The organism is Methylobacterium sp. J-092 (assembly GCF_022829325.1).
In the GTDB taxonomy this organism is placed as follows: domain Bacteria; phylum Pseudomonadota; class Alphaproteobacteria; order Rhizobiales; family Beijerinckiaceae; genus Methylobacterium.
The window spans coordinates 12427-37761 of the sequence record NZ_JAKSXU010000200.1 but is presented as its reverse complement, the minus strand read 5'-3'; the positions used below and the strand labels follow the sequence as shown (position 1 = coordinate 37761).

The window sequence follows — 25335 nt, the reverse complement described above, 5'->3', positions numbered from 1 at the left end:
GCGCGTTTTCGCGAAGTTCGGTTAAGGATCCTCCGATAGACCGGTGCGGTTGCAAGGCCGCGCCGCGCATCGGCGCTCGGAGGTTGACGGTTTTGGGCGAGGACGATCCCGATCACGACCGGCAGGGTGCCGTCTCGGGCGCAGCCCCCTCGCCGGGCACGCCCCCCGCGGACGCGCAGCCGCCGGCCTGGGAGATCGTCCTGCCGGAGGAGGGCGCGACCGAGGATCTCGGGTTGTTCCTGGCCGAGTTCCTGATGCCGGGCGATCTCGTCGCGCTCTCGGGCGGCCTCGGCGGCGGCAAGACCACGCTGGCGCGCGCGCTGATCCGCGAGCTTGCCGGCGATCCGAGCCTCGAGGTCCCGAGCCCGACCTTCACGCTGATCCAGCCCTACGAGGGTCGCCTCGGCGCGATCGTCCATGCCGACCTCTACCGGCTGCGCAGCGCCGACGAGCTGGTCGAGCTCGGCTTCGACGAGATGACCGAGGCCGCGATCACCCTGGTCGAGTGGCCCGAGCGGCTTCCGCCCCGCGAGGGGCCGGTCCTGTCGATCGACCTGTCGCTGCGGCCCGAGTTCGGCGAGGGCTCGCGCTTCGCCCGCATCTCCGGCACCGAGGGCATGCGCGCCCGCCTCGACCGGGCGCGCGCGGTCCGCGCCCTTCTCGCCCGCAGCGGCTGGGACGAGGCGACCCGCACCCTGATGCAGGGCGACGCGTCGTCGCGCGCCTACGAGCGCCTGACGCATCCCGACGGCCGCTCGGCGGTGCTGATGATCTCGCCGCCGCGCGCCGACGGGCCGCCGGTGCGCGACGGAAAGCCCTACAGCGCCATCGTCAAGCTCGCCGAGAGCGTCCACGCCTTCGTCGCGATCGACCGGGGCCTGCGGGCGCTCGGCTTCTCGGCGCCGCGCATCTACGGCGAGGACCTCGACACCGGGCTGCTGATCCTCGAGGACCTCGGCACCGAGCCGGTGGTCGACGCCGCCGGCCCGCGGCCCGAGCGCTACGCCGAGGCGACGCGCCTGCTCGCCAAGCTCCACGCGGTCGAGCTGCCGGGCGTGCTGCCGGTGGCGGACGGCATCGACCACGTGATCCCGGCCTACGATGCCGAGGCGCTGTTGTTCGAGACCGAGCTGCTGCCGGACTGGTATGCCCCGGCGCTGCGCGGCGTCACGCTCCCGCCCGAGGCGCGGGACGCGTTCGGCGCGCTCTGGGCCGAGGTGCTGGAGGGCGCCGTGCCCGCCCGCCCGACCTGGACGCTGCGCGACTACCATTCCCCCAACCTGATCTGGCTCCCCGAGCGCGACGGGCTGGAGCGCATCGGCGTGATCGACTTCCAGGACGCGGTGCTCGGCCACCCGGCCTACGACGTCGCCTCGCTGCTGCAGGACGCCCGGGTCGACGCCAACGCCGAGTTCGAGCTCAGATTGCTCGGCCTCTACGCCCGCGAGCGCCGTGCCCGCGATCCGGCCTTCGACGTGCAGGGCTTCGCCACCGCCTACGCCATCCTGGCGGCGCAGCGCGCCACCAAGATCCTCGGCATCTTCGCCCGGCTGAACCTGCGCGACGGAAAGCCGGCCTACCTCGCCCACATCCCGCGGATCGAGGGCTACCTCGCCCGCAACCTCGCCCACCCGGCGCTGGCGTCCCTGCGGGACTGGCACCTGCGGCACCTTCCGGGGTTGCTCGGACGCGCCGAGCCGCCGGCCGAGCCCGCCTGAACCGCCGTCCGACCTCTCCTTCGCGAGCCCCGTGCATGAGCGACACCCCCGCCTCGCCGCCGACCGCGCAAGCCGCGATCACCCGCGCCTTCGTCCTCGCCGCGGGCCTGGGCAAGCGCATGCGCCCGGTCACCGCCACGGTGCCGAAGCCCCTGGTGGAGGTCGCGGGCAAGGCGCTGATCGACCACGCCCTCGACCGGGCGGCGGAGGGCGGGATCGAGACCGCGGTGGTCAACGTCCACTACCTGCCGGACCTGATCGAGGGGCACCTGGCCAAGCGCGTCGGCCTTCCGAAGATCGTCGTGTCCGACGAGCGCGAGACCCTGCTCGAGACCGGCGGCGGCGTGAAGAAGGCGCTCGCCCTGGTCGGCGCGAACCCCTTCGTGGTGTTCAATTCGGATTCGTTTTGGCTGGAGGGCCCGACCCCGAACCTCGCCCGGCTCATCGAGGCCTGGGACGCGGCGCGGATGGACATCCTGCTCCTGGTGGCGCCGACCACCACGAGCCTCGGCTACGAGGGCTCGGGCGACTTCGTCATGGACGCCGACGGCCGGCTGGAGCGGCGCGGCGAGCGCCGGGTGGCCCCCTTCATCTACGCGGGCGTCGCCATCGTGAAGCCGGAGCTGTTCGCCGACACGCCGGACGGCGCGTTCTCGCTCAACCTGCTGTTCGACCGGGCGATCGCGGCGGGCCGCCTGTCCGGGCTGCGGCTCGACGGCCAATGGCTCCACGTCGGCACGCCCGACGCGATCCGCGCCGCCGAGGAGCGCGTGCGGGTGAGCGCGCAGGAGGGGTGAGCCGCGATTCCGTTTGAGGAACGGATGCGGAACCTCTAGATTGCTCGCATCGAGGATGGCCCTGGTCGCTGCGGAGGTCCCGGTGGACGTGAAGGAAGCGGTTTCCAAGGCGAAGGAATACGTCGCCGCGGTCTTCGATGCCGAGCAGCCGACGAACATCGGTCTCGAGGAGATCCGGTTCGACGACGCGCTGGACCAGCGGCTCATCACCGTCGGGTTTTCGCGGCCCTGGGACGCGTCCAAGCCGCTCGTGACCGCTCTCGGGCGCGATCTCGATCCGAAACGATCCTACAAGGTGGTGCACCTCAAGGACGATGACGGCCGCGTCGTCTCCGTCACCGACCGCCGGGTCGAACCTTGAGTGCCGGACGCCTGCTCGTCGACACGAACCTGCTTCTGCTGCTCTTCGTCGGGACCGCCTCCCGATCATGCATCGCCGCGCATCGGCGCGCGCATCCACACGATCGACGACTTCGTGCTGCTGAAACTCCGGATCGGGAATGCGGCGATCTTCGTCGCCACGCCGAACGTTCTTGCCGAGACCGCGTGCCAGATCCGACAATTCGACCAGGCCCGCCTGCCCCGGTTCTCGAGGCGTTCCCTTCCTACGCGGAGGCGGCGACGGAGACGTATGCGCCGAGCGCGGATGCCGTCGGTTCCGTCGACTTCGACAGGCTGCCCCTCAACGACGTCTCGATCCCGAACGCGCGGGAGCCGGACGTCACCCTGATCACCGACGACCTCCACCTCTACCGCACCAGCGCGATGTCGGGCAGGAAGGTGCTCAACTTCACGCACGAGCGCGAACGGATCCTCGGTTGACCCAGATCGACCCGACCGACCCACACGCCCACGTCTTCACCATCACCCGCGGCGCGCCGTTCCTGCCGACGCTGGTCGATGCGCTGCTCGACGGGCGCCTCGTCGGCGATCTCGGGCGCGACCCGCTCGCGCTCGCCGCCGTCACGATCTACCTGCCGACGCCGGGCGTGGCGAAGGAGCTGGCCAAGCGCCTGGCGGCGCGGCTGGGCGAGGCGGCCTTGCTGCCGCGGATGATCCCGCTCGGCGAGGCGGACGAGGCCGAGCTGGATCTCGCCGCGATGCCGCTGGTCGCGAACGCCGCCGTCGGCCTCGACCCGGAGATGCAGAAGCTCGAGCGCCGGCTGATCCTCGCCCGGCTGGTGCAGTCCTGGGCGCAGGCGGTCGACCGCTCGCTGCTGCCGATCGACGAGGAGGTGCCGTTCCTGGTGCCGGCCTCGCCCGCCGACGCGGTGGCGCTCGCCGCCGACCTCGAAGGGCTGATGGACGCGCTGACCGTCGAGGGCCTGCCCTGGTCCGAGATCGCGGGTGCCGTCGAGGCCGAGTACTCGCGCTATTTCGGCCTGACCCTCGATTTCGTCCGGATCGCCGCCGAGAACTGGCCGCGGATCCTGGCGGAGCGCGGCCTCACCGATCCGGTCTCGCGGGCGCGCGACCTCGTGCTGGCGGAGGCCGCCCGCCTCACCCGCGAGCGTCCGCGCGACCCGGTGGTGATCGCCGGCTCGACCGGCTCGGTGCCGGCCACCGCCAAGCTCATCGCCGCGGTGGCGGGCCTGCCGCACGGCGCGGTGGTGCTCCCCGGCCTCGACCTGGATCTCGACGCGGCCGGCTGGGACGCGATCGAGACCGGCGCCGGCTTCGAGCGCGAGATCGCCCACGGCCACCCGCAGGCCGTGCTGCATCGGCTGCTCGGCCCCGGCTGCCTCGGCGTCGCGCGGGACGCGGTCGTCGACCTCGGCGGCCACGATCCCGAGGCGACCGCCCGCGCCGCGCTGCTGTCGCAGGCCCTGCGCCCGGCCGAGACCACGGATGCCTGGGCGCGCCTCGACGGGACGGCGCGCGAGACCCTCGGCCGGCAGGGTCTGGCGGGGCTCGCCGTCGCCGAGGCGGCCGACGAGCGCGACGAGGCGCTGATGGCCGCCGTCGCCCTGCGCGAGGCGCTCGCCGCGCCGGGCCGGACCGCCGCGCTGATCACGCCCGACCGGGCGCTCGCCATGCGGGTCGCCGCCGAGCTCGCCCGCTGGGACATCGTCGCCGAGGACGGCGCCGGTCTCGCTCTCAGCCGCAGCGCGGCGGGCCGGATGGCGCGCCTCTCGGCGGAACTCGCCGTCGACCTCCACCGAGAGCAGGGCGACGCGATCCCGGCGCGGATCATCGCGCTCCTGGCCCATCCGCTGGTCGGCCTCGGCCTCCCGCGCGGCGACGTCGTGCGCGGCGCGGCGGCCCTGGAGATCGGCGTGCTGCGCGGCCCGGCGCCGGCCGGCAGCTTCCAGGGGCTCAAGGATGCGCTCGCCGTCCAACGCGCCGCCCCGCACAGGCACCAGCCCCGGGCCAAGCAGCGCCTCGGCGACCGCGATTGGGACCTGGCGGCGACGATCCTCGATCAGCTCGAGGCCGCGTTCGCACCGCTCGCCGCGTTCGCCGGCCCCTGCGGCGCCGAGGCGGCCGCCTGCGATCTCGTCGAGGCGGCGCGCCTCCATGCCGAGGTGTGCGAGGCGCTGCTGGCGCGGCCGGCGGAGGTGGCCGAGCCGATCGTCGATGCCTCGCTGAACTGCCTCGACACGCTGTTCGACGACGTGCGGAACCTCGTCGGCCACCGCGCCGAGGCCGACGCGGCGCTGCTGCCGGGGAGCTTCGACGACTACCCCGCCTTTCTCACCACGCTCGCCGCCGACCGCACCGTGCCCTGCGCCGGGCCGGCGCCGCATCCGCGCCTGAGCATCCTCGATCCGCTCGGATCGCGCCTGATGCACTACGACCGCGTCGTGCTCGCCGGGCTCGACGAGGGCGTCTGGCCCGGCAAGACCACCACGGATTCCTTCCTCAACCGGCCGATGCGCGAACGCATCGGCCTCAACCCGCCCGAGCGCCAGCTTGGCCAGGCGGCGCACGACTTCGTCCAGGCCCTCGGCTGCCGCGACGCGGTGATCACCCGCGCGGCCAAGCGCGAGGGCTCGCCGACCGTGCCGTCGCGCTTCCTCCAGCGCATCCGCGCCTTCGCCGGTGAGGCGGCCTGGGCGGCCACCCTCGACGCCGGCCGGCGCTTTGCCGGCTATGCGCGCGTGCTCGACACGGCGCCCGCGCAGCCGCGGCTGACCCAGCCGAAGCCCAAGCCCGACCCGGCCCTGTTCCCGCGCAGCCTCAGCGTCACCGAGATCGAGACGCTGGTGCGCGACCCCTACGCCGTCTTCGCCCGCCACGTGCTCGGGCTCGATCCGCTCGAGGCGGTGGCCGAGCGGCCCGGCGCGGGGGACCGCGGCACCATGATCCACGCGATCTTCGGCCGATTCGCCGAGCGCTATCCCGATGCGCTGCCCGATCCCGCAATCGCCTGGGAACGGCTCAACCAGATCGCGGTCGAGGCCTTCGCCGGCACCGCCGACACCTACCCCGAGCTCTACGCCGAGTGGTGGCCGCGCTACGAGCGCATGGCCGCGGTCTACCTCCCCTGGGAGATCGCGCGGCGGGCGACCCTCGCGCGGGTCGAGCCCGAGATCTTCGGACGGTGGGCGATCCCGCTGGGACCTGAGACCTTCACGCTCCGGGCGCGCGCCGACCGGATCGAGCGCGGGGCGGACGGCGCCTGCATCGTCGACTTCAAGACCGGCGCGCCGCCCTCGGCCCGCGAGATCTTTGCCGGCTTCTCACCGCAGCTCACCCTGGAGGCGGCGATGCTGATGCACGGCGCGTTCGACGGGTTTCCGGCGACGAACGCGACGCCGGACCTGCTCTACGTCCACGCCTCGGGCGGGCGGAAGCCGTTCGTGCCGCTGGCCGTGAAGCCGCCGAAGGGCGATCCGCGCACCGTGGCGGAGATCGTCGAGGAGCACGCCACCCGCCTGAGGGGGCTCGTCGCCCGTTTCATGACCGGGCAGGCCGCCTACACCTCGCGGCCCTACGCGAAGTACGCCAAGTCCTACGGTGACTACGACCACCTCGCCCGCGTCGGCGAATGGTCGCTCGGGGGAGATGGCGAGGGCTGATCCGGTCGCCTCCGGTCGATCGGAGCGGATGCACGCGTCTCCCTCCCCCGCAGTGGGGGAGGGAAAGGCGCGAGAGCAGCCTCCGAATCGATCCGTCGGCGAACCGAGGCTTCAGACCGGCGCCAGCGCCGCGCGGGGATCGCGGCGGGCGAGCCGGCCGAGCAGGTACTCGACCTCGGCGACCGCCTTCGGGCCCAGCGTGCCGCCGGGCTTGCGCTGGGCGGCGGAGGCGACCAGCCCGCGGCGCGCCATGACGTACTTGCGCACCGCCAGCCCGATGCCGGGCTGCTGCTCGTAGCGCAGCAGCGGCAGATGGGCGTCGAACAGGTCGTGGGCGGCGTCGCGCTCGCCGGCGGCCGACAGGCGGACCACGTCGGCGAGCATGTCGGGGAAGGCGTAGCCGGTCATCGCCCCGTCGGCGCCGCGCTCGGTCTCGAAATCGAGGAACAGGCCGCCGTTGCCGCACAGGATCGAAATGTGTTGCATCGAGCCCTCCGCCTCGAAGCCGCGCAAAGTTGAGATCTTCTCGAGCCCGGGCCAGTCCTCGTGCTTGAGCATCCGGCAGGCCGGGTTGTCGTTGACGATCCGGCGGATCACGCCCGGCGTCATCACCACGGTGAAGGTGAGGGGATAGTCCTGGATCACGAACGGCACGTCGGCGCCGATCGCCTCGGCGGCCTGCGCGTAGTAGGCGACGATCTGGTCGTCCGTGCGCAGGGAACTGGGCGGCGCGATCATCACCCCGGCCGCGCCCGCATCCATCGCGCTGCGGGCCAGCGACGCCATCGCGGCGAAGCCCGGCGCCGAGACGCCGACGATCACCGGCAGGCCCTTCGCCCGCACGATAAAGCGTCGGGCGACGTCGAGCGCCTCGCCCGGGTCGAGCTTGGGCGCCTCGCCCATCACTCCGAGCACGGTGAGGCCGGTGGCGCCGTTCGCGGCGTAGAAGTCGGTCAGCCGGTCGATCGAGTCGTGGTCGATGCGGCCGTCCGGGTGGAACGGCGTCGGGGCGATCGGAAAGACGCCGCGTTCGGAGGCATCGAGGCGCATGGGGTTTGATCCTTCGTGACGGCGTCGGGCCGAGGAACGCGGACGATAGACCGACTCGGCGGTGGCGTCGCAGCCGCTCAGGCGATGCCGAGGGCCCGGATCAGCACGAGGCTGATGCCGATGAGCACGAGGAGCGAGCCGGTGACGGCGGCGGTGACGCGTCCGCCGACGCGCGCGAGGATGCGCACGTCGACGCCCAGGCCGAGCGCGGCCATCGAGACGATGGTGAGAATGCCGGCGAGCCTCGTCAGCGGAAGCGCGGCCGCGTCGGGGATCAGGCCGAGGGAGCGCAGGCTCGCCAGCACCAGGAAGCCGACGATGAACCACGGCACGAGCTTGGTCAGGCTCAGGCGCCCGGGCCGGGCCGCCGCGCCGCCCTCGGCCGGCAGCCGGCGGGCGATCAGCGAGAAGGCGAGCACCACCGGGCCGAGCATCAGCACGCGCACCAGCTTGACCAGGGTGCCGACCTGGGTGCTGACGAGGCTCACCGGCACGGTGGCGGCCAGCACCTGCGGCACCGCGTAGACGGTGAGCCCGGCGAGCACGCCGTACTGGTTGTCGGACAGGTGGGCCAACGGCACGAACAGCGGCAGGCCGAGCACCATCAGCACGCCGAGCACGGCGGTGAAGGCGATCGCGGCGGCGATGTCCTTGTTGTCGGCCCCGATCACCGGGGCGACGGCGGCGATCGCCGAGTTGCCGCAGATCGCGTTGCCGCAGGCGACGAGGATCGCCATCCGCGCCGGCAGCGCCAGCAGGCGGCAGATGCCGTAGCTCGCCGCGATCGTCAGGATCACCGTGCCGACGATGCCGGTGAGCAGCGCCGGGCCGGAGGCGACGATCGCCCCGAGGCTCAGGGAGGCGCCGAGCAGCGTCACGGCGAGCTCGAGCAGCTGCTTGGCGCTGAAGGCGATGCCGCTGCGGAAGCGCGCCCCCGGCACCCACGCGCTGCGGAGCGCGATGCCGAGCAGGATCGCGATCACCAGCGCCTCGATATACGGATGGTCGAGCGCGCGCTCCTCGACCGCCTGCACGCCCATCGCGATCCCGGTGATCGCGACGCAGACGAGGATGCCCGGCAGCAGCGCGAACGGGCCGGCGGCGACCGTGGGCGCAGCGTGCGCGGGCGGGGTCATCGGCTTCGAGTCTGCGGTCACGCGGCCTCTCGCTCGGCGAATTCCGCACCCGGGGATGCGTTGAGGAACGAACTTCCACACCGGCGATCCGACGGAGAAGAAGCCTCTCTTTGTCAAGGAATCTTCGGAAGACGCAACCATTGATCCGGCGGCGGCCAAGCGCGACATCTCCCGTCATGACCGCCCAGCTCGACCAGCGCACGACCGCCTACGATCCCTTCGGCGAGCCGATGGAGATGCCGCGCGCCTGCGTCGATGCGAAGGCCGTCGGCGCAGCCGGCAGCTACCGCGAGACGCGCCGTGCGGCCCTGGTGTTCTGGGCTCTGGCGCTTCTGTTCGTCGGCGGCCGGATCTACTTGGCGGATCAGGCCCCGTCGCAGGTCGCGGACGCGGCGCCCGTGCAGGTCACGGCCCTGCGCTGATTTCAGGCCGGCCGCCGGGGGGACACCGCGACGCGGTCCATCCCTCTCGTCCTGCACGTCGAGGCCCGACGTCCGCCGAAGGCCTCATGGATGGGACGACCGCGATCATCGTTCGACGCGTGCCGTCGCGGCGTGAGCCGTCGTGACGACGCCGAAAGCAAAAACCCTCCCGCGATCGCCCGATCGCGGGAGGGTTTTTTGTCACTTCAGCCGGGCGGCGGCCCAGGCGATGTGGTCGTCCATGAAGCTGGAGATGAAGAAGTAGGAGTGGTCGTAGCCCTCGCGCATGTTGAGGGTCAGCGCGATGCCGGCCTTCTTGCAGGCCTCTTCCAGCAGCCACGGCCGCAGCCCGTCCTGAAGGAAGCTGTCGGCGGTGCCCTGGTCGACGAGGAACTCGGGGAAGCGGTGCCCGTCCTCGATCAGCGCGGTGGCGTCGTGGGCGCGCCAGGCTGCCGAGTCCGTGCCGAGATACTTCTCGAAGGCCGGCTTCGACCAGCCCGCCGTGGAGGGCTGGGCGATCGGCGCGAAGGCCGAGCAGGACTTGAAGCGGTCGGGATAGGTCAGCGCGATGGTGAGCGCGCCGTGCCCGCCCATCGAGTGGCCGAAGATGCCCTGGCGGCTCATGTCGGCGGGGAAGTTCTTCGCGACCAGCGCCGGAAGCTCCTCGGTGACGTAGCTCCACATCCGGTAGTTCGCGGAATAGGGTGCCTGCGTTGCGTCGAGGTAGAAGCCCGCGCCGGAGCCGAACTGCCAGTTGCCGGCCTCGTCGGGAATGCCCTCGCCGCGGGGCGAGGTGTCGGGCGCGACGACGATCACGCCGTGGCGGGCGGCGGCCTGCCGGTACTCGCCCTTGTCCATGACGTTGGCGTGGGTGCAGGTCAGCCCCGAGAGGTACCACAGCACCGGCACCGGGCCGTCCTTGGCCTGGGGCGGCACGAAGACCGCGAAGGTCATCGGGCAGCCGGTGGTCGTCGCGTCATGCTTGTACACGCCCTGGACGCCACCGTGCGAGAGGGCCTTCGAGACGGTTTCCATGGGGTGATCTCCTGGGGGCTCTGGGGCCGTTACCGGCCGATGGGTCGATACAGGCTCCTCCCTCCCCCGCAGAGGAGGGAGGGAAGCGCGCGTCGGTCCGAGTGTCGGTCCTAGTACAGCACCACCGAGCGGATCGACTTGCCCTCGTGCATCAGGTCGAAGCCGTGGTTGATCTCGTCGAGCGGCATGGTGTGGGTGATCAGGTCGTCGATGTTGATCTTGCCCTCCATGTACCAGTCGACGATCTTCGGCACGTCGGTGCGGCCCCGCGCCCCGCCGAAGGCCGAGCCCTTCCAGACGCGGCCGGTGACGAGCTGGAACGGGCGGGTCGAGATCTCCTTGCCGGCCTCCGCCACGCCGATGACGATCGACTCGCCCCAGCCGCGGTGGCAGCACTCGAGCGCCTGGCGCATCACGTTGACGTTGCCGGTGCAGTCGAACGAGAAGTCGGCGCCGCCGCCGGTGGCGTCGAGGATCGCCGCGACGACGTGATCGTTGCCGACCTCCTTCGGGTTGATGAAGTGCGTCATCCCGAACTTGCGCGCCATCTCCTGCTTGTCGGGATTGATGTCGACGCCGATGATCTTGTCGGCCCCCACCATCCGCGCGGCCTGGAGCACGTTGAGGCCGATGCCGCCGAGGCCGAACACCACGACGTTGGCGCCGGGCCAGACCTTCGCGGTGTAGATCACCGCGCCGATGCCGGTGGTGACGCCGCAGCCGATGTAGCAGACCTTGTCGAAGGGGGCGTCCTCGCGGATCTTCGCCAGCGCGATCGCCGGCAGCACGGTGAAGTTCGAGAAGGTCGAGCAGCCCATGTAGTGGAACAGGGTGTCGGACCCGCCCGGGCTGCCGCCGGTGGAGACGCAGGAGAAGCGGCTGGTGCCGTCGGGCATCACGCCCTGGCCCTGCGTCGCGCGGATCGCGGTGCAGAGGTTGGTGCGCTGCGACAGGCAGGACTTACAGCCGCGGCATTCGGGCGTGTAGAGCGGGATCACATGGTCGCCGACCTTCAGGTCGGTAACGCCGGCGCCGATTTCGCGGACGATGCCCGCGCCTTCGTGGCCGAGGATCGCCGGGAACTTGCCCTCCGAGTCGAGGCCCGAGAGGGTGTAGGCGTCGGTGTGGCAGATGCCGGTGGCCATCACCTCGACGAGGACCTCGCCGGCCTTCGGCCCCTCGATGTCGATGGTCTCGATCGTGAGCGGCTTCTTCGCCTCCCACGCCACGGCTGCGCGCGTCTTCATGATGTCGGGTTCCCTGTGCCTGGACGATAACGGACGGCGTCGACAGGCGACGGCGCTTCGGATCGCTCCACCTGGCGGCGGCGATCCGAACGGCCCGAAATACGAGACGCCTGATGCTGGTTCTCGGCCCCAGACGCAACCGCCATTTCCGCAGGGGGACCCCGCCGCAGGCGCGGACCCGGGCGCTCAGGACCCGGCCGCTCAGGACCCTGCCGCGTGCGGCCGCGTCACGCTGCGGCCAGCCCGAGCCCGGCCAGCGCCTCCGCGATCTCCGCCTCGCTCAGGAGCCGGATCACCGGTCCCGAGGTCCAGACCAGCATCGGGCGGATCGCGTGGTCCGGGTAGATCCGCGCGAGCAGGCGGGCGTAGAGGGCGATCTGCGCGGTCTCGGGCCGCGGCGGCGGCGCGCCCTCGGCGGGCGGGCGCCCGGTCTTGAAGTCGGCGAGCCGCACCGTGCCGTCGGCGACCGCGAGGCGGTCGATGCGGCCGAAGACCGGCCTCTCGATGCCCGCGACCACGACCCGCCCCGACAGGCTGACCTCGGCCCGCGCCTCGCGGGCGAAGAGCGGCGCGAGGTCCGGCGTCGCGATGAGGTTCAGGGCCGCCTGCACGATCGCCGCGCGCTTCGGGCGCGAGAAGGACGGCGCGCGGGCGACCACGAAGGCGGTCGCGGCGCTCTCGCGGGCGGCCGGGTCGAGGCGCGGCAGGTGCTCCAGCAGGGCGTGGATCAGCTTGCCGCGCCGGCGCGCCTCGGTATCGGCCTGCCGCGGCGGGATCTGGCGCTCGCCGTCGGCCGCGCGCATCGCGCCGGACGGGCTGATCGGCGGCGCCGGGGCCGCCTCGGCCGCGACCGGCTCGCGCAGCCAGGACGGCAGAGCGCCGGGCTCGGGCGCCGCCTCGGCCGGCGCGGTCCCGGTCTCCGGCCCAGATCCGTCCCGCCACAGGGTGGCCGGCCCGTAGGCGGTCTCCACCGCCTCGCCCTCGCCGAAGGCCTGCACCATCCCGGTGCGGATCATCTCGCACCAGGCGGTCGGGCCCACCGGCGTCTGGCCGCGGAACGGCGCGACCACGAGCCGGTCGGCGGCCCGCGTCATCGCCACGTAGAGCAGGCGGTTGTGCTCCTCCCGCGCCCGCGCGTGCAGGGTCTCTCGCGCCGCGCCGATCGCCTCGGAATCGTAGGGCTTCGCGCTCGACCAGACCGGCGGGACGTCGCCCGGCATCGCCAGCAGCGGCGGGTCGTTGCCGCCCGGCGCCTCGCAGCCGTCGATCATCACCACCACCGGAGCCTCCAGGCCCTTGGCGCCGTGCACGGTCATCACCCGGACCTCGTCGCGGCCGGATTCCATGTCGCGCTTGACCGTGTGGCCGGCCTCGCCCCGGCCGCCGGCGCAGTAGCGCGCCAGGAAGCCGGCGAGCGAGGGTGCGTCCGCGCCCGCCTCGGCCTGCGCCGCGCCGAGCAGGAACACGTCGATCGCGTCGCCCGCCTCGCCGCCGAGGCGCGCGACGAGGCGGGCCCGGCCCTCGCCCGGCCCGAGCAGGGCGGCGTAGAACCCGAACGGCCCCTGCGCGCCGGCGGCCGCGATCCAGCCGGCCAGCGCCTCGCGCCCGACGATCGCGGCCGGGTCGCCCGCGTCCGCATGCCGGGCGAGCGCGTCCTCCAGCGTCTCGGACCGGTCGCGGCCGGCGGCGATGCGGACGAGATCCTCGTCGGTGAGCCCGACCAGCGGCGTCTTCAGCGCGCAGGCCAGCGTCAGGTCGTCGGCGGGCAGCAGCCCGGCGCGGCCGATCGAGACGAGGTCGGCCACCGCGATGTGCGCGCCGACGTCGAGCCGGTCCTGGCCGGCGACCGGCACGCCGGCGCCCTTCAGCGCGCGGATCACCTCCTCGAAGGCCGGCCCGCGCTTGCGCACCAGCACCAGCACCTCGCCCGGCCGCCAGACCCGGCCGCTGGTGTCGCCCGCAGTGACCCAGGTCCGCACCGCGCGGGCGATCCGGCGCGCGGTGACGATCGCCGGCGCGTTGGCCTCCGGCGCGTCCACGGGCGCGGCCCAGGCGTCGGGCTCGACCTCCTCCACCGGCTCGGCGATCGGCCACAGCTCGACGGTGCCGGGCGCGCCGGCCCGCGCCGTGGTGTGGACGGTGCCGACCGCCGCATCGTCGAAGCCGAGGCCGTCGTAGTGCTCGGGCAGGTGGAAGGTGGCGTCGACCGCCCGCAACACGCCGAGGGTCGAGCGGAACGACAGCTTCAGGTCGACGTCCTCGAACCGGAGCTTGGCCGAGCGCGCCTCGCCCTTCCACTTGCCGTGCATCGTCGCGAACTCGCGCGGCTCGGCGCCCTGGAAGCTGTAGATCGACTGCTTGGGGTCGCCGACGGCGAAGCGGGTGCGCAGGGTCTCGCGCGCGCCGGCGCCGGTGGCGAACTCGGCGGTGATCCGGTCGAGGATCTGCCATTGCTGCGGGTTGGTGTCCTGCGCCTCGTCCACGAGCACGTGGTCGACGCCGCGGTCGAGCTTGTACAGCACCCAGGCGGCGTCGACCCGCGCGAGCAGGTCGAGGGTCTTGTGGATCAGGTCGTCGAAATCCAGCGCCCCGAGCTTGGCCTTCTGCGCCTCGATCCGGCGGTGGATCTCGGCGGCGAGGGTGAACAGCGCCTCGGTGCGGGCGAGCGCCCGGGCGCTGCGCAGGGCGTCGAACAGCGGCGCGAGCCGGTCGCGCTCGTCGATCAGCGCCGCGCGCACGTCCTCGGGGACCGCCTTGGTGCCCAGGCTCTTGTCGGCCTTCGGCTCGTCCTTGGCGGTGAAGAACACCGCGCGATAGAGGTCGAGCGCCTCCGGCCGGCCGTCGGCGGCCTCGGCCGCGAGCAGGCCGTCGGCGAGCTTCTCGTCGGTCGCCTTGCCGGTGCGCAGGCGCTCGGCGAAGGCCGGCTTGTCGGAGATCCCGCCGTTCAGGATCGTCTCCACCAGCGACGCGTCGGTCTGGCCCGCGGCGAGGCCGAGGGCGGTGCCGAGCCGGGCGAATTGCCGCGTCAGCCCGCCCCGCGCGGCCAGCACCGTGCGCGCGGCCATGGCCTGCCGGATCGCCTTGCGCAGCGCATCGCCCGTCGCCTCCGGCGTCACGAGGTCGAGGGCGTGGCCGAGCCGCGCGTCGCCGCCGATTGCGGCGGCCAGCACTTGGTCGGTCTCGTTGGCGAACATCTCGCGCGACAGGTTCTCGTCCAGCACCGCGAACCGGGCGGGCACGTTGGCCTCGAACGGGAACATGTGCAGCAGCCGCTCGCACAGGGCGTGCAGCGTCTCGATCTTCAGCCCGCCCGGCGTCTCGACCGCGCGGGCGAACAGGCGCCGCGCCGCATCGAGGTCGGTCGGCGAGGCGGTGCGCCCCGTGAGCGCGGCGAGCTCGGCCGACAGCGCCGCGTCGCCGAGGGTCACCCACCGCCCCAGCGTCCGGAAGATCCGGATCGACATGTTGGCGGCGGCGGCCTTGGTGAAGGTCAGGCACAGGATGCGCGACGGCGCGGCCCCGTCGAGCAGCAGGCGCACCACCCGGTCGGTGAGCACCTTAGTCTTGCCGGCCCCGGCATTGGCCGAGACCCAGGCCGAGGCGCGCGGGTCGGCGGCGCGGCGCTGCGCGTCCTCGGTTCCGGGATCGACGACGAAGGCCTCGCCCGCTTGGCGGCTCATGAACGCATCCCCAGGGGCCGCCCCGCGGCCCGCGACGGGCGGACCATCGGGCGTGGGCGCGCGGATCGCAAGCGCGGCCGCGGCGAGGCGGTGTCGCGGCCTGGGCTCGGCCCGGCGAGCGCCCGCTTGCGGTCCGGCCCGGACGCCTGGAAGGTCCGCGCCCCGGGCGCTCGGCGGATGGTGAGCGGCGACCGGCTCGGACGGGCAGGAGAGCAAGGCATCGTGTTCACCCCATCGCTCAGGGACGCCGTGATCGGCGTCGGGCTCGCCTTCGTCGCCGGCTTCGTGGACGCCGCCGCCTTCATCGCCCTGACCGGCCTGTTCACCGCCCACGTCACCGGCAACTTCGTCCTGATCGGCGCGGAGCTGGTCTCGACCTCGACCGGCGTCCTCGCCAAGCTGCTCGCCCTGCCGACCTTCATCCTGGCCGTCGCGCTCACGCGCCTGATCGCCCTGGCGTTGGAGCGGCGCGGGACGTCGCCGCTGCGCCCCTTGCTGGCCCTCGAGGCGGCCGTCCTGATCGCCTTCGCGATCTTCGGCGCGGCCCTGTCGCCGCTCGGCTCGCCGGACGGCGCGCGGGCGATCGGCATCGGCATGCTCGGGGTCGCCGCGATGGGCATCCAGAACGGCATCGGGCGCCTGGTGATCGGCCACCTCGCCGCGACGACGGTGATGACCGTGAACGTCACGCAGGCCGTCATCGACATCACCGATCACCTGTGCGGGACCAAGCTCGGCGCGCAGGCCGGCGCCCGCCTGCGGCGCACGCTGTCCGCGGTGCTGGCCTTCGCGGCAGGTGCCCTGGCCGGCGCGTTCGGGGTCGCCGCCCTGTCCTTCTGGTGCGTGCTCGTGCCGGCCCTGGTGCTGATCGGGTTGCTGGCCGTTCCGGACCCGACCCCGCCGCGATGACCGGTGCGTCGGGTTATGCGCGGACCATCCGCGTTCGGTTGAGACGCCGACCCCGGTTCACCACTCGCGGCGAGCCTCCAGGCCCTCACGTCAGGCGGCGCCGTCCTCCGTGCTGGTCCCGTCGCGACGGGACCGCCTCAGCCCATCACCTGCACCGCGTGCTCGGCGATCGCGCCCGCGGTGGTGAGCCAGACCGTGTCGCGGTGAGCGGCGATGCGAGCCAGCACCGCGCGCAGGGGGCGCAGGCGCTGCGGCTGGCCGACGATGTAGGGGTGGAGCGCGATCCCCATCACCAGCGGCGCGTGGCGCGACTGCTCCAGCATCTCGTCGAAGGCGTCGGAGATCGCGTCGGCGAATTGCCGCCCGGTCTCCTTGCGGGCGACGATCGCCGGGATGTCGTTCAGCTCCTGCGGATAGGGCAGCGAGAGGATGCGGCCGCCGTCGCGGGTCCCGAACCACGTCGGCTGGTCGTCGTGTGCCCAGTCCAGCAGGTAGCGGTAGCCCGCCTCGGCCAGGAGGTCGGGCGTCGCCGTCGACTGCGAGATCCACGGGCCGAGCCAGCCGGCGGGCGGGCGGCCCTCGTGCTCGGTCAGCAGCGCCGTCGCCTCGGCGATCAGCGCGCGCTCGCCCGCCTCGTCGAGGCTGCCCTGGCGCTCGGCGTTGGTGCGGCCGTGCCCGACGATCTCGTCGCCGCGGGCGCGGAAGGCCTCGATCAGGCCGGGGCAATCCGCATAGAGGCGGCTGTTGACCAGGACGCTCGCCGGCAGCGCGAGCGCGTCGAGCATCGCCTTGATCCGCCACGCCCCGACCCGGTTGCCCCAGTCGCGCCAGGCGTAGTTCAGCACGTCGGGCTGCGGCCCGCCGGGGGCGAGCTCGGCGCCGAGCCCCGATCCGAAATCGAAGGTCTCGAGGTTAAGCGCGACGTAGACCGCCAGGCGCCGGCCATCAGGCCAGTCGTAGAGCGGCCGGTCCGGCAGCGCGCTGTAGCCGTAGCGGCCGTGGCCCTTCGAACTGTCCATCCGTCCTCCGGTTTCCGAACGCACTCGGGGATGCTGCGACGGGACATGGGGTAGAAGGGGCGGGGGGCAACGGAGCGGCGACGTGCAATCCGCAGCGCCCGCCGGCCAGCCGGGATCAGCCCTTCTCTTCGTCCGCCGTCGCAAGCCTTTCCAAACGTATCCCGTGCAAGGTCGGCCCTCTCCGGTCGCCGAGGGTGCCGGTCTTCGAGGAGGCGTGCATGCGGATCGCCAAGGGAGGAATCGTCCCGGCCGAGCCGCAGCGTGCGGTTGCAGTGTCCGGAGGCGCGTCCCTGAGCCGTCTCGACCGGCTCGTGATCCTCGGCGTCGGCTTCGCGCTGCAGTTCAACGTGCTGATCTCGACCTTCGGGCTGCCGTTCATGCGCCTGTCCGACGCGCTGCCCTTCCTGACGATCCCGTACTTCCTGCTCCGCCCGCGCATCCTGTCCACGCTCCTGGCGCGGGCCCTGCCGATCGGGGTGGTCGTCATGCTGCTCGTCGCCTCGCTGCTGGCGAAGGCCGACGTCCAGCAGGGCGACCTGTACCTGACCCTGGTGCTGCTTCTGTACTTCGTCCAGGCGACGCAGCTCGTGATCCTGCTCCGCGATCCGGCGGGCGCCGACAGCTTCGCGGCCGGCACGCTCGGAGGTTTCGCCGGGTCGCTCCTGGTCCTGGTCGCAGCCTCGGCCGGCATCGACCTCATCGGCGTCGGGCTCGCGGTGCCGACCGACGGCCTTGAGCCGGAACTCGTCCTGTTCATGAAGGACAAGCTCGGCGGCCTGTGGGCCGCCGGCAACGAGACCGGGCACGTCTTCGCGTTCGCCGGCGCCGCTGCGGCCTACCTCTGGCACCGCACCGGCCGCAGCGCGATCTACATCGCGTATTTCGCCGCGCTGCTTGTCAGCTTCCCGCTGACCAACAACCGCGCCGGGCTCTTCCTGCCGGCGATCGTACTCGGGCTGATCCTCCGGAAGAGCGTCAGCGTCTACGCCGTGCTGCTGGGGGCCGCCGCCATCTGCGGGCTCGTCATGCTGTTCAGCGCCACCGGCTATGCCCCCGTCCCCGAGCAGCTCCAGTCGGCGATCGAGAAGCGGTTCGTCGCGGACAGCCACGCCGACAGCAACATCCTCGAGCGTCTCGATTCGACCGCGGCCGGGCTGCAGCTTGCCGCCGCCCATCCGTTCGGCCTCGGCAACGTCTCCAAGGAGAACCAGCTGCTGATGATGGCCGGCGTCGGCACGCCGCACAACGCCGTCGTCACCCTCGCGCTCCAGAGCGGCGTCCTCGTCGTGCTCGCCTTCCTGGCCGGAACGGTCCGGATCGTCCTCGCCCCCCAGCGGTTCGGCCCGCTCCCGTTCTACACGGTGCTGTTCATGGTGCCCTCGCTGATGTTCGAGGAGCTGTCGATCAACCAGGTGTTCCTGTTCGGCTTCGCCCTCGTGCTCGCGGCCTCCGCGATGACGCGGAGCGGCGATCCGGCGGGCGCGCAGGCCTGATTGCGCCGCGTCCGGCCCGGCCGTCGACGCCGGGGGTTGCAGCCGGGGACCCGGCGCCCCGCCCGCTTGCCATCGCCGGAAGCTCCCGCCATATAGGCCGCGGGAGGTTGGCGAGGGACGTTTCACTCGCCAACCGGGTCAGGTCCGGAAGGAAGCAGCCCTAACGAGACCGAGCGGGTCTTCGTCCAGCCTCCCACCTCGTTCCACCGCAGGAACCGCGGGTCGATCGGCCCGCAGCGGCGGCCAAGGCACGACCGCGAAGAGCGAAGACGCACCCCCGAAGAGCGCATGGACGCGAGCACCGGCACGCCTGACGACGAGCCGGGCCTGCCCGGGTTTCCGGCGCCTGCCCTCGCGCAGACGCCGTACCGCGTGCTGGCGCGCAAATACCGTCCCAAGGATTTCGACGACCTGATCGGCCAGGGCGCGATGGTGCGAACGCTCGGCAACGCGTTCGCGGCCGGGCGCATCCCGCAAGCCTGGATGCTGACCGGCGTGCGCGGCGTCGGCAAGACGACCACCGCCCGCATCCTCGCCCGCGGCCTGAACTACGCGCCGGTCGGCGCGCCCGACACCGGCCCGACCATCGCGATGCCGGGGCTCGGGGTCCATTGCCAGGCGATCATGGAATCGCGGCACATGGACGTGCTGGAGATGGACGCCGCCTCGCATACCGGCATCGAGGACGTGCGCGCGATCATCGACGGCGTGCGCTATTCGCCGGTCTCGGCGCGCTACAAGGTCTACATCATCGACGAGGTCCACATGCTCTCGGGCAACGCGTTCAACGCGTTCCTGAAGACGCTGGAGGAACCGCCGCCGCACGCGAAGTTCGTGTTCGCGACGACCGAGATCCGCAAGGTCCCGATCACCATCCTGTCGCGCTGCCAGCGGTTCGACCTGCGCCGGGTCGAGGCCGACGTGCTCTCCGCCCATCTCCAGAAGATCTGCGCGGCCGAAGGCGTCGGCGCCGAGGACGAGGCGGTGGCCGCGATCGTGCGCGCGGCGGAGGGCTCGGTGCGCGACGCGCTCTCGCTGCTCGACCAGGCCATCGCCCACGGCGCCGGCGCCGTCACCGCCGCGGGCGTGCGCGACATGCTCGGGCTCGCCGACCGGGCCCGCATCCTCGACCTGTTCGAGGCGGTGATGCGCGGCGACGTGCCCGCCGCCTTCGCCGAGCTGCGCAGCCAGTACGAGTCCGGTGCCGACCCGTCGGTCGTGCTATCGGATCTCGCCGCCTTCACCCACCTCGTCACCCGGCTGAAGCTCGCGCCGGAGGCGGCGGCCGCCGACCCGACGCTGAGCGAGATCGAGCGGCGGCGCGGCGGCGATTTCGCCGGCCGCCTGCCCGTGCGGGCGCTGTCGCGGGCCTGGCAGATCCTGCTGAAGGCGATACCCGAGGTGCAGAGTGCGGCCCGCCCGCTCGCCGCGGCCGAGATGGCCCTGGTGCGGCTCGCCTACGCCGCCGACCTGCCGACGCCGGACGAGGCGTTGCGACAACTCAGGGCCGAATCGCTCGCCGCCGGTGCGCAGGAGGGCGACGCACCGGCTCGACCAGCCCTCACCGCCCCGGCGCCCCGCGCGATCGCGCCGCCTCCGCCGGCCCCCGTCTCGGTGCCGCCTCCGGCGCCCGAGCCGGCCGCCGCACCGCCGCCTGCCGAAGCGCGGCCCCTGCCGGAGGCCCGGCCGCTTCCGCCGCCGCGTCCGGTCCTGGTCCCGGCACCGGCCGCGCCCGCGCCCGTGGTGCAGGGCCGGCCCGCCGAGCCGGCCGGCCCGCGCCTGTCCCGGTTCGAGGACGTGGTGGCGCTCGCCGACGCCCGCCGCGACATCCTTTTGAAGTCGGCGCTGGAGCGCGAGGCGCATCTCGTGCGCTTCGAGGACGGCCGCATCGAGTTCCGTCAGGCGGACGGCGGGCGCCCCTCCCTGCATGCCGACCTCGCCAAGGCGCTCGAGCAGTGGACCGGCCGCCGCTGGATCGTCACGCCCTCGCGGGCGGCGGGCGCGCCGACGCTCGACGCGCAGGCCCGTGCCGCGATCGAGAGCCGCCGCGAGAACGCCGCCTCGCACCCCTTGGTGCGCGAGGTGCTGGCGCGTTTCCCCGGCGCGCAGATCGTCGACGTGCGCGACAACGCCCCCGAGGCGGCCTCCGCAGACCTCGAAGCCCCGGCAGGCCTCGACGAGGCCGCGACCGAGGACGGCGAGGCCGACGACGCCTGACGCTGGCATCCGCCCGCCCGGCTTCCCAGATCACGCTTCACCCCACGAACGAGAGACCGATCCGCATGCGCGACATCATGGGCATCATGAAGCAGGCTCAGGCCATGCAGGAGAAGATGGCCGGCCTCCAGGCCGAGCTCGACACGGTCGAGGTCTCGGGGGCCTCCGGCGGCGGCTCCGTGCGCGTGACGATGACCGCCAAGGGCCTCGTCAAGGCCGTCGCCATCGACCCGAGCCTGATGGTCGCCGACGAGCGCGAGATCCTCGAGGACCTGATCCTCGCTGCGGTCAACGACGCGCGCGGCAAGGCCGAGCAGGCGGCGCAGGAGCGCATGGCCGAGCTCACCAAGGGCCTGCCGCTGCCGCCCGGCATGAAGCTGCCGTTCTGAGGCCCGGGCCGGGTCCCGCGCAGGCCGATCGCCGGGGGAATGGGTCGTCGACGGTCGGCGACCCGCGCGACGATCAGGCCGCGACCAGGAGGGCGGCGCCGGCGACACCCGAAAGCACCAGGCGCAGGCGACCGAGCCAGACCGGGACGAGGCCGCGCCGGGCGAGGTCCTGGTCGACCACGCCCCAGGCGAGCACCAGGATGCCGAGGGTCCGCAGGTCCCACGGGGCGGGGGCCGCGAGCGCGGCCCAGGCTAGAAGCGACGGGACGATGGCGATGAGGTAGTCGGCGTTGCCGGCGTTGCGCGCCGCCGCCGCGCCCCAGCGGATGCCGCCGAGGAAGGACGCGATCACCGCGCCGTAGGCCGAGAGGATGGTGCGCGGCGACAGGCCGATCGTGCCGAGGCCGCCGTCGCTGCCGCTGACGGCGAGCGCGGCGAAGCCGACGAACGGAATCAGTCCCGCGACGCCAAGGAGGACGGCGCCGGTCGGTACGGGGGAGACGCGCGCCATCCGACCTCCGGGCTGCCCGCTGCGGATCGGCGGTCGCATATCGAATCACGTATCCTACGAACGCCGCCGCGGAGGGTTCCCGCACTGCGGCATCATGGTCAAGCTTCCGCCGCCCGGAACGCCGGTCCGGGCCACCCGTGCGCTCGCGCTCAGACCCCCTTGCGGGCGGTCTGGCCGAGGGCGGGAGCGATCGGGGCGGGGGCGCCGAGCAGGGTCATCGGCCCGGCGGCGTCCTTGGCGACCGGGGGTTCGTTGACCGCGCGGTCGAGCCGGTGCGGCTTGAAGTTCGCGGCGATGCTGCGCGCCGCGGCGAGGTCGGCCGGGCTCAGCTTGGTCGCCACGTCGTCGCGCTTCTTGCCGGCATCCTCGTCGCCCTGCGCGGCGGCGGCGGCGAACCAGGCGTAGGATTGCGCGAGGTCCTGGGTCAGGCCGAGGCCGCGGGCGTAGAGCACCGCGAGGTTGTACTGGCTGTCGCGCACCCCGTACTCGGCCCCCTGCCTGAACCACGAGGCGGCCGAGGCGTAGTCCGGCTTGCCGGTCGCGCTCGGGTTCTCGGCGTAGATCACCGCGAGGTTGTGCATCGAGCGGGCATGGCCCTGCTCGGCGGCGCGGCCGTACCACATCTTGGCCTTGTCGAGGTCGCGCACGAGGCCGGCGCCCTTCTCGTAATGACCGGCGTACTTGTACTGGGCCGGCGCGTAGCCGGCGCCGGCGAGCTTCTCGTAGAGCTTGGCCGCCAGCGACAGGTCGCGCGGCAGGCCGCGCCCGTCCGCGGCGCGCCCGGCCAGTTCCCAGACCGCGGTGCCGTCGCCGTCCTGCGCCGCCTGGCGGAGCTTCGACAGGCCGGCGGGCAGGGTGGCGAGGTCGCCCGCGAGCGAGGCCATGCTCGACACCTGCGGCACCGCGCTCCGGGCCTGCGCCGCCTTCGCCTCCGCGGGGGCGGCGGTGGCAAGCGCCTGCGTGGTCTGCGGGTCGGCCGGGGCAGGGCGAGCCTCGGCCGGCATCGCCGGCTCGGCCTTGTCCGCGCGAGGCTCGGCCTTCGGGTCGCCCTTGGGCGCGGCGGACGCGTTGGTGTCGGCCAGCACGGTCGGCGGCTGGGGCGCGCGCGCCGTGTCGCCGTTCGCGGTCGGGCGCATGCTGATCGCCTGCAGGGCGCCGAGCGCGAGCACGATCGCCGCGAGGCCGAGCAGCAGCGGCCGGCGCCGGCGGTTGATCTCGGCGCGCAGGCGCGCGACCGGTCCGTCGCCGGCCGCGTCCGCGACCGGCATCGGCCGGCGGGCGGCGGGGCGCGGCTCGCGGCGGCCGGCCGAGAGGTCGGCCTCGGAGGCGACCTCGGCCTGGGCGGCCTGGGCGGCCCGGCGGGCGGCGGCGATGAAGTTGGTCTTGATGTCGGTCGCGCCGTCCGCCTCGGCGGGCTCGGCCCGGTCGCGGGTCTGGCGCTCCCGGGGGGCGGCGTCCTTGGACGGACGCGCCGCGCCGGGCTCCAGCAGCTCGTCGCCGGCCCGGGCCGTCTCGGGGCCCGTCGCGGCGGCGCTCGGAAGCTCCGGGCGCCGGGCGGTGCGGGGGCGCGGCGCCTCGACGGTGGTCGAGGCGAGCAGGCGCTCCTCCAGCGGCACCGCGCGGTTGCCGATCGGGGCGCGGGCCGGCGCGGCGGCCGGGGGCGCATCGAGGCGCCCGGTCAGGCGCTCAAGGGCGGTCTGCACCCCTTCGAGCGTCGTGGCGAGGCGCTGGTCGGACGCCGCCTGCCGGGCCTGCATGTCCGCGAGGCCGGCGCGCAGCAGCCCGAACTCGCTCGTCTCGGCGTTCCCGCGGCCGCCGATCGAATCGGCTACGGCGCTGCGGGTGGCACGGGCCACGGCGGCCTCGATCGGCGCCTCGTCGCGGAGCGCGGAGACCTGCTTGAGCAGGTCGCCCATGGACCGCTCCAGGCTTGCGAGCGTCGGGTCGCCGCTGCGGGCGTCGAGCCGGTCGGCGATCGACACCACCTGCTTTTCCAGGGCGTCGAGGCCGTCGTCGCCGGAGCGCGCGCCGACGCGGTCGACCTTCTCCGCGAGGTTGCGCAGCATGGCGTGGATCGAGGCGACGTCGCCGCCCGGCATCGCCGGCATGCGCAGGCTCTCGCCGAGGCCTTCCAGGCGCCCGATCAGGTCGCCCACCGGCTGGGTGCTGACGCGGTCGACCTTGTCCGACAGCGCGTCGATCCGCCCGAGGATCGCCTGAGAGCTGGCCGCGTCGGCGCCGTGTGCGCCTGCCTGCATCGCGTCGAGCTTCGAGGCGATCGCGTCGATCTGGTCGACCAGCGCCGCCGGGGCGGGAACGCTGGCGTTGAGGCCGCTGCGGATCTCCTCCAGCAGAGGGCGCAGGGCGGTGTCGCTGCCCGCGGTCGCGGCCTTCTGGAGCTGGGCGATCTGCGCGCTGATCGCCTGGACGCCGGCGGCGAGGCTCTGGATCCGCTCCGGCCCGGCGAGCGCCGCGATCAGGCGGCGGATCTCCTCGATCTCGTCGAACAGGTGCTTGAGCGCGTCGTGATCGACGGCGCTGCCGTGCCCGGTGGCGACGACGGCATCGAGCCGGGAGGCGAGGCGCTCGACCTCGCCGGCCACGCGGGTGTGGACGTTCTCGGCCACGTCGTCGGCCAGCCGCTCGACCTGCGCGCGGATCAGCTCGATCGGCTCGGCGATGGCGGCGAGGTCCGCCGGCGCTCCGGCGCGCTCGACGCCGCTGGCCAGCGAGATCACCGCCTGCTCGAGGGCGCCGAGGTCGCGCCGCGTGGCGAGATGGCCGATCGATTCGCGAAGCCGGTTCGTCTCGCGGCGCAGCTCGGACACCGCGGTGTCCGGCAGCGCGGTGTCCTCGACCGTCGCGTCGAGGCGGCGGGCGATGTCCTCGCGCATGGTCGCGACCACGCTGGCGCCGGCGTTCTCGCCGAGCTCGCGCTGGCGCTGGCGGATGTCCTGCACCGCATCCTGGATCTCGGCGGCCGCCGGGCGGCCGCGCCGGCCCGGGGGCCGGGTCGCCGCGAGCTGCTCGCCCAACGCCGACATCCGGCGCTCGATGTCGCCGAGGCGCTCGGCGACCTGCTGGACCGGGGCGGCGCTGGCGCCGATCGCCGCGCCGATGCGGGATTCGATGTCGGCGATCCGGCGCTGGGCGGCGTCCTCCACCGACAGCCGCTCCTCGGCGAGGGTGCGGTCGAGCCCGTCGATGCGCGCGAGCAGGGCCTGGATGGTCGCGCCGAGAGCGCCGTCCGGGGCGGCGTCGGGCATCGTCGCGGCGGCGGGAGCCGGCGCGGCCGGTGCGGCCGGCCGGGACGTCCCGAGATCCGAGGCGGGGCGGCGCGGCACCTTCGTGCTGGATTTCGACGCCGCCTTGACCGAGCCCGCCTTCGCCTTGTCCGGCACGACGGAGGCGATCCACGTTTCCAGCGGAACGCCGGCGCGGCGGGCCACGTCGCGGGCAGCATCGAGCACGTCGGGATCGAAGTTGTCGAAGCTCGGCGTCGCGGTTCGGGTCATCATCGGGCCTGCGTTCGGCGGCGTTCGGCACCGGGCCCCGGCCACGTTCGCGCACGCTTGCGACGTGTCCGGAACGCGGTCCTCGGATCGGTTGTCCAGGACCATTAACTTTCTTGGTAAACACCGGGTTAAGAGGTCGAACATGGGTTGCATCAGTCTAAACCGCGGAACCCGG

18 protein-coding genes and 1 other RNA gene are annotated in these 25335 nt (G+C 73.4%); 11 read left to right on the top strand and 8 right to left on the bottom strand.

Translation table 11 applies throughout. From position 1 onward, the window contains the following. The first annotated feature begins 92 nt into the window (after nt 1–92). The 5 genes from tsaE (at nt 93) to addB (ending at nt 6537) form a co-directional block, all read left to right on the top strand. Entirely contained in the window at nt 93–1718 is a 1626-nt protein-coding gene (gene tsaE / locus MKK60_RS24225) for a tRNA (adenosine(37)-N6)-threonylcarbamoyltransferase complex ATPase subunit type 1 TsaE (protein ID WP_409567450.1), read from the top strand. Nucleotides 1719–1753: 35 nt separating this feature from the next. Continuing rightward, the gene (locus tag MKK60_RS24220) at nt 1754–2515 is read left to right on the top strand and encodes a nucleotidyltransferase family protein (RefSeq protein ID WP_243988863.1); all 762 of its coding nucleotides are present in this window, start codon (nt 1754–1756) and stop codon (nt 2513–2515) included. A 40-nt stretch (nt 2516–2555) separates the two neighbouring features. Then, nucleotides 2556–2876 (top strand): hypothetical protein, encoded by a 321-nt coding sequence (locus MKK60_RS24215; protein ID WP_243988862.1) that lies wholly within the window; start codon nt 2556–2558, stop codon nt 2874–2876. A 185-nt stretch (nt 2877–3061) separates the two neighbouring features. After that, complete coding sequence (locus MKK60_RS24210) at nt 3062–3337, top strand: hypothetical protein (RefSeq protein ID WP_243988861.1); 276 nt, start codon at nt 3062–3064, stop codon at nt 3335–3337. Beyond that, complete coding sequence (gene addB / locus MKK60_RS24205) at nt 3334–6537, top strand: double-strand break repair protein AddB (protein WP_243988860.1); 3204 nt, start codon at nt 3334–3336, stop codon at nt 6535–6537. The genes MKK60_RS24210 and addB overlap by 4 nt, the downstream gene beginning before the upstream one ends. Nucleotides 6538–6648: 111 nt before the next feature. On the opposite strand, the gene MKK60_RS24200 is transcribed toward addB, so the two are convergent. Together MKK60_RS24200 and MKK60_RS24195 are read right to left on the bottom strand one after the other, a co-directional pair. Next, complete coding sequence (locus MKK60_RS24200) at nt 6649–7587, bottom strand: dihydrodipicolinate synthase family protein (protein ID WP_243988859.1); 939 nt, start codon at nt 7585–7587, stop codon at nt 6649–6651. A gap of 77 nt (nt 7588–7664) precedes the next feature. Further along, nucleotides 7665–8723, bottom strand: coding sequence for a YeiH family protein (locus MKK60_RS24195; protein WP_243932820.1), 1059 nt, complete (start codon nt 8721–8723; stop codon nt 7665–7667). Between the two features lie 176 nt (nt 8724–8899). Between MKK60_RS24195 and MKK60_RS24190 the strand changes: the two genes are divergently transcribed. Further along, entirely contained in the window at nt 8900–9145 is a 246-nt protein-coding gene (locus MKK60_RS24190) for a hypothetical protein (protein ID WP_243932594.1), read from the top strand. A 201-nt stretch (nt 9146–9346) separates the two neighbouring features. Here MKK60_RS24190 and fghA read toward each other — a convergent pair whose 3' ends face one another. The 3 genes from fghA to addA form a co-directional block, all read right to left on the bottom strand. Further along, on the bottom strand, nt 9347–10180 hold the full coding sequence (gene fghA / locus MKK60_RS24185; RefSeq protein WP_243934098.1) for an S-formylglutathione hydrolase: 834 nt from the start codon (nt 10178–10180) through the stop codon (nt 9347–9349). Between the two features lie 110 nt (nt 10181–10290). Beyond that, entirely contained in the window at nt 10291–11427 is a 1137-nt protein-coding gene (locus tag MKK60_RS24180) for an S-(hydroxymethyl)glutathione dehydrogenase/class III alcohol dehydrogenase (protein ID WP_243934096.1), read from the bottom strand. A 227-nt stretch (nt 11428–11654) separates the two neighbouring features. Then, nucleotides 11655–15107 carry a double-strand break repair helicase AddA gene (gene addA, locus MKK60_RS24175; RefSeq protein ID WP_243988858.1) on the bottom strand — a complete coding sequence of 1151 codons (3453 nt, stop codon included), beginning with the start codon at nt 15105–15107 and terminating at the stop codon, nt 11655–11657. Nucleotides 15108–15329: 222 nt separating this feature from the next. On the opposite strand from addA, the gene MKK60_RS24170 reads away from it, so the two are divergent. Next, on the top strand, nt 15330–16016 hold the full coding sequence (locus tag MKK60_RS24170; RefSeq protein ID WP_243932591.1) for a YoaK family protein: 687 nt from the start codon (nt 15330–15332) through the stop codon (nt 16014–16016). A gap of 137 nt (nt 16017–16153) precedes the next feature. Here the strand turns inward: MKK60_RS24170 and MKK60_RS24165 are convergent, their stop codons facing one another. Next, entirely contained in the window at nt 16154–17035 is an 882-nt protein-coding gene (locus MKK60_RS24165; RefSeq protein ID WP_243988857.1) for a polysaccharide deacetylase family protein, read from the bottom strand. Between the two features lie 218 nt (nt 17036–17253). Here MKK60_RS24165 and MKK60_RS24160 point away from each other — a divergent pair, with 218 nt between their 5' ends. The 4 genes from MKK60_RS24160 (at nt 17254) to MKK60_RS24145 (ending at nt 21134) form a co-directional block, all read left to right on the top strand. Continuing rightward, the gene (locus tag MKK60_RS24160; protein ID WP_243988856.1) at nt 17254–18528 is read left to right on the top strand and encodes an O-antigen ligase family protein; all 1275 of its coding nucleotides are present in this window, start codon (nt 17254–17256) and stop codon (nt 18526–18528) included. 100 nt (nt 18529–18628) lie between these two features. Continuing rightward, nucleotides 18629–18727, top strand: an RNA gene (gene ffs, locus MKK60_RS24155) — signal recognition particle sRNA small type. An 89-nt stretch (nt 18728–18816) separates the two neighbouring features. Further along, a complete protein-coding gene (locus tag MKK60_RS24150; RefSeq protein ID WP_243988855.1) occupies nt 18817–20745 on the top strand; it encodes a DNA polymerase III subunit gamma/tau in 1929 nt (642 codons plus the stop codon). Nucleotides 20746–20810: 65 nt separating this feature from the next. Beyond that, the gene (locus tag MKK60_RS24145; RefSeq protein WP_147729577.1) at nt 20811–21134 is read left to right on the top strand and encodes a YbaB/EbfC family nucleoid-associated protein; all 324 of its coding nucleotides are present in this window, start codon (nt 20811–20813) and stop codon (nt 21132–21134) included. 73 nt (nt 21135–21207) lie between these two features. Here MKK60_RS24145 and MKK60_RS24140 read toward each other — a convergent pair whose 3' ends face one another. Together MKK60_RS24140 and MKK60_RS24135 are read right to left on the bottom strand one after the other, a co-directional pair. Continuing rightward, a complete protein-coding gene (locus MKK60_RS24140; RefSeq protein WP_147729576.1) occupies nt 21208–21645 on the bottom strand; it encodes a DUF3429 domain-containing protein in 438 nt (145 codons plus the stop codon). A 149-nt stretch (nt 21646–21794) separates the two neighbouring features. Further along, nucleotides 21795–25160 carry a hypothetical protein gene (locus MKK60_RS24135; RefSeq protein WP_243988908.1) on the bottom strand — a complete coding sequence of 1122 codons (3366 nt, stop codon included), beginning with the start codon at nt 25158–25160 and terminating at the stop codon, nt 21795–21797. Nucleotides 25161–25335: the final 175 nt, after the last annotated feature.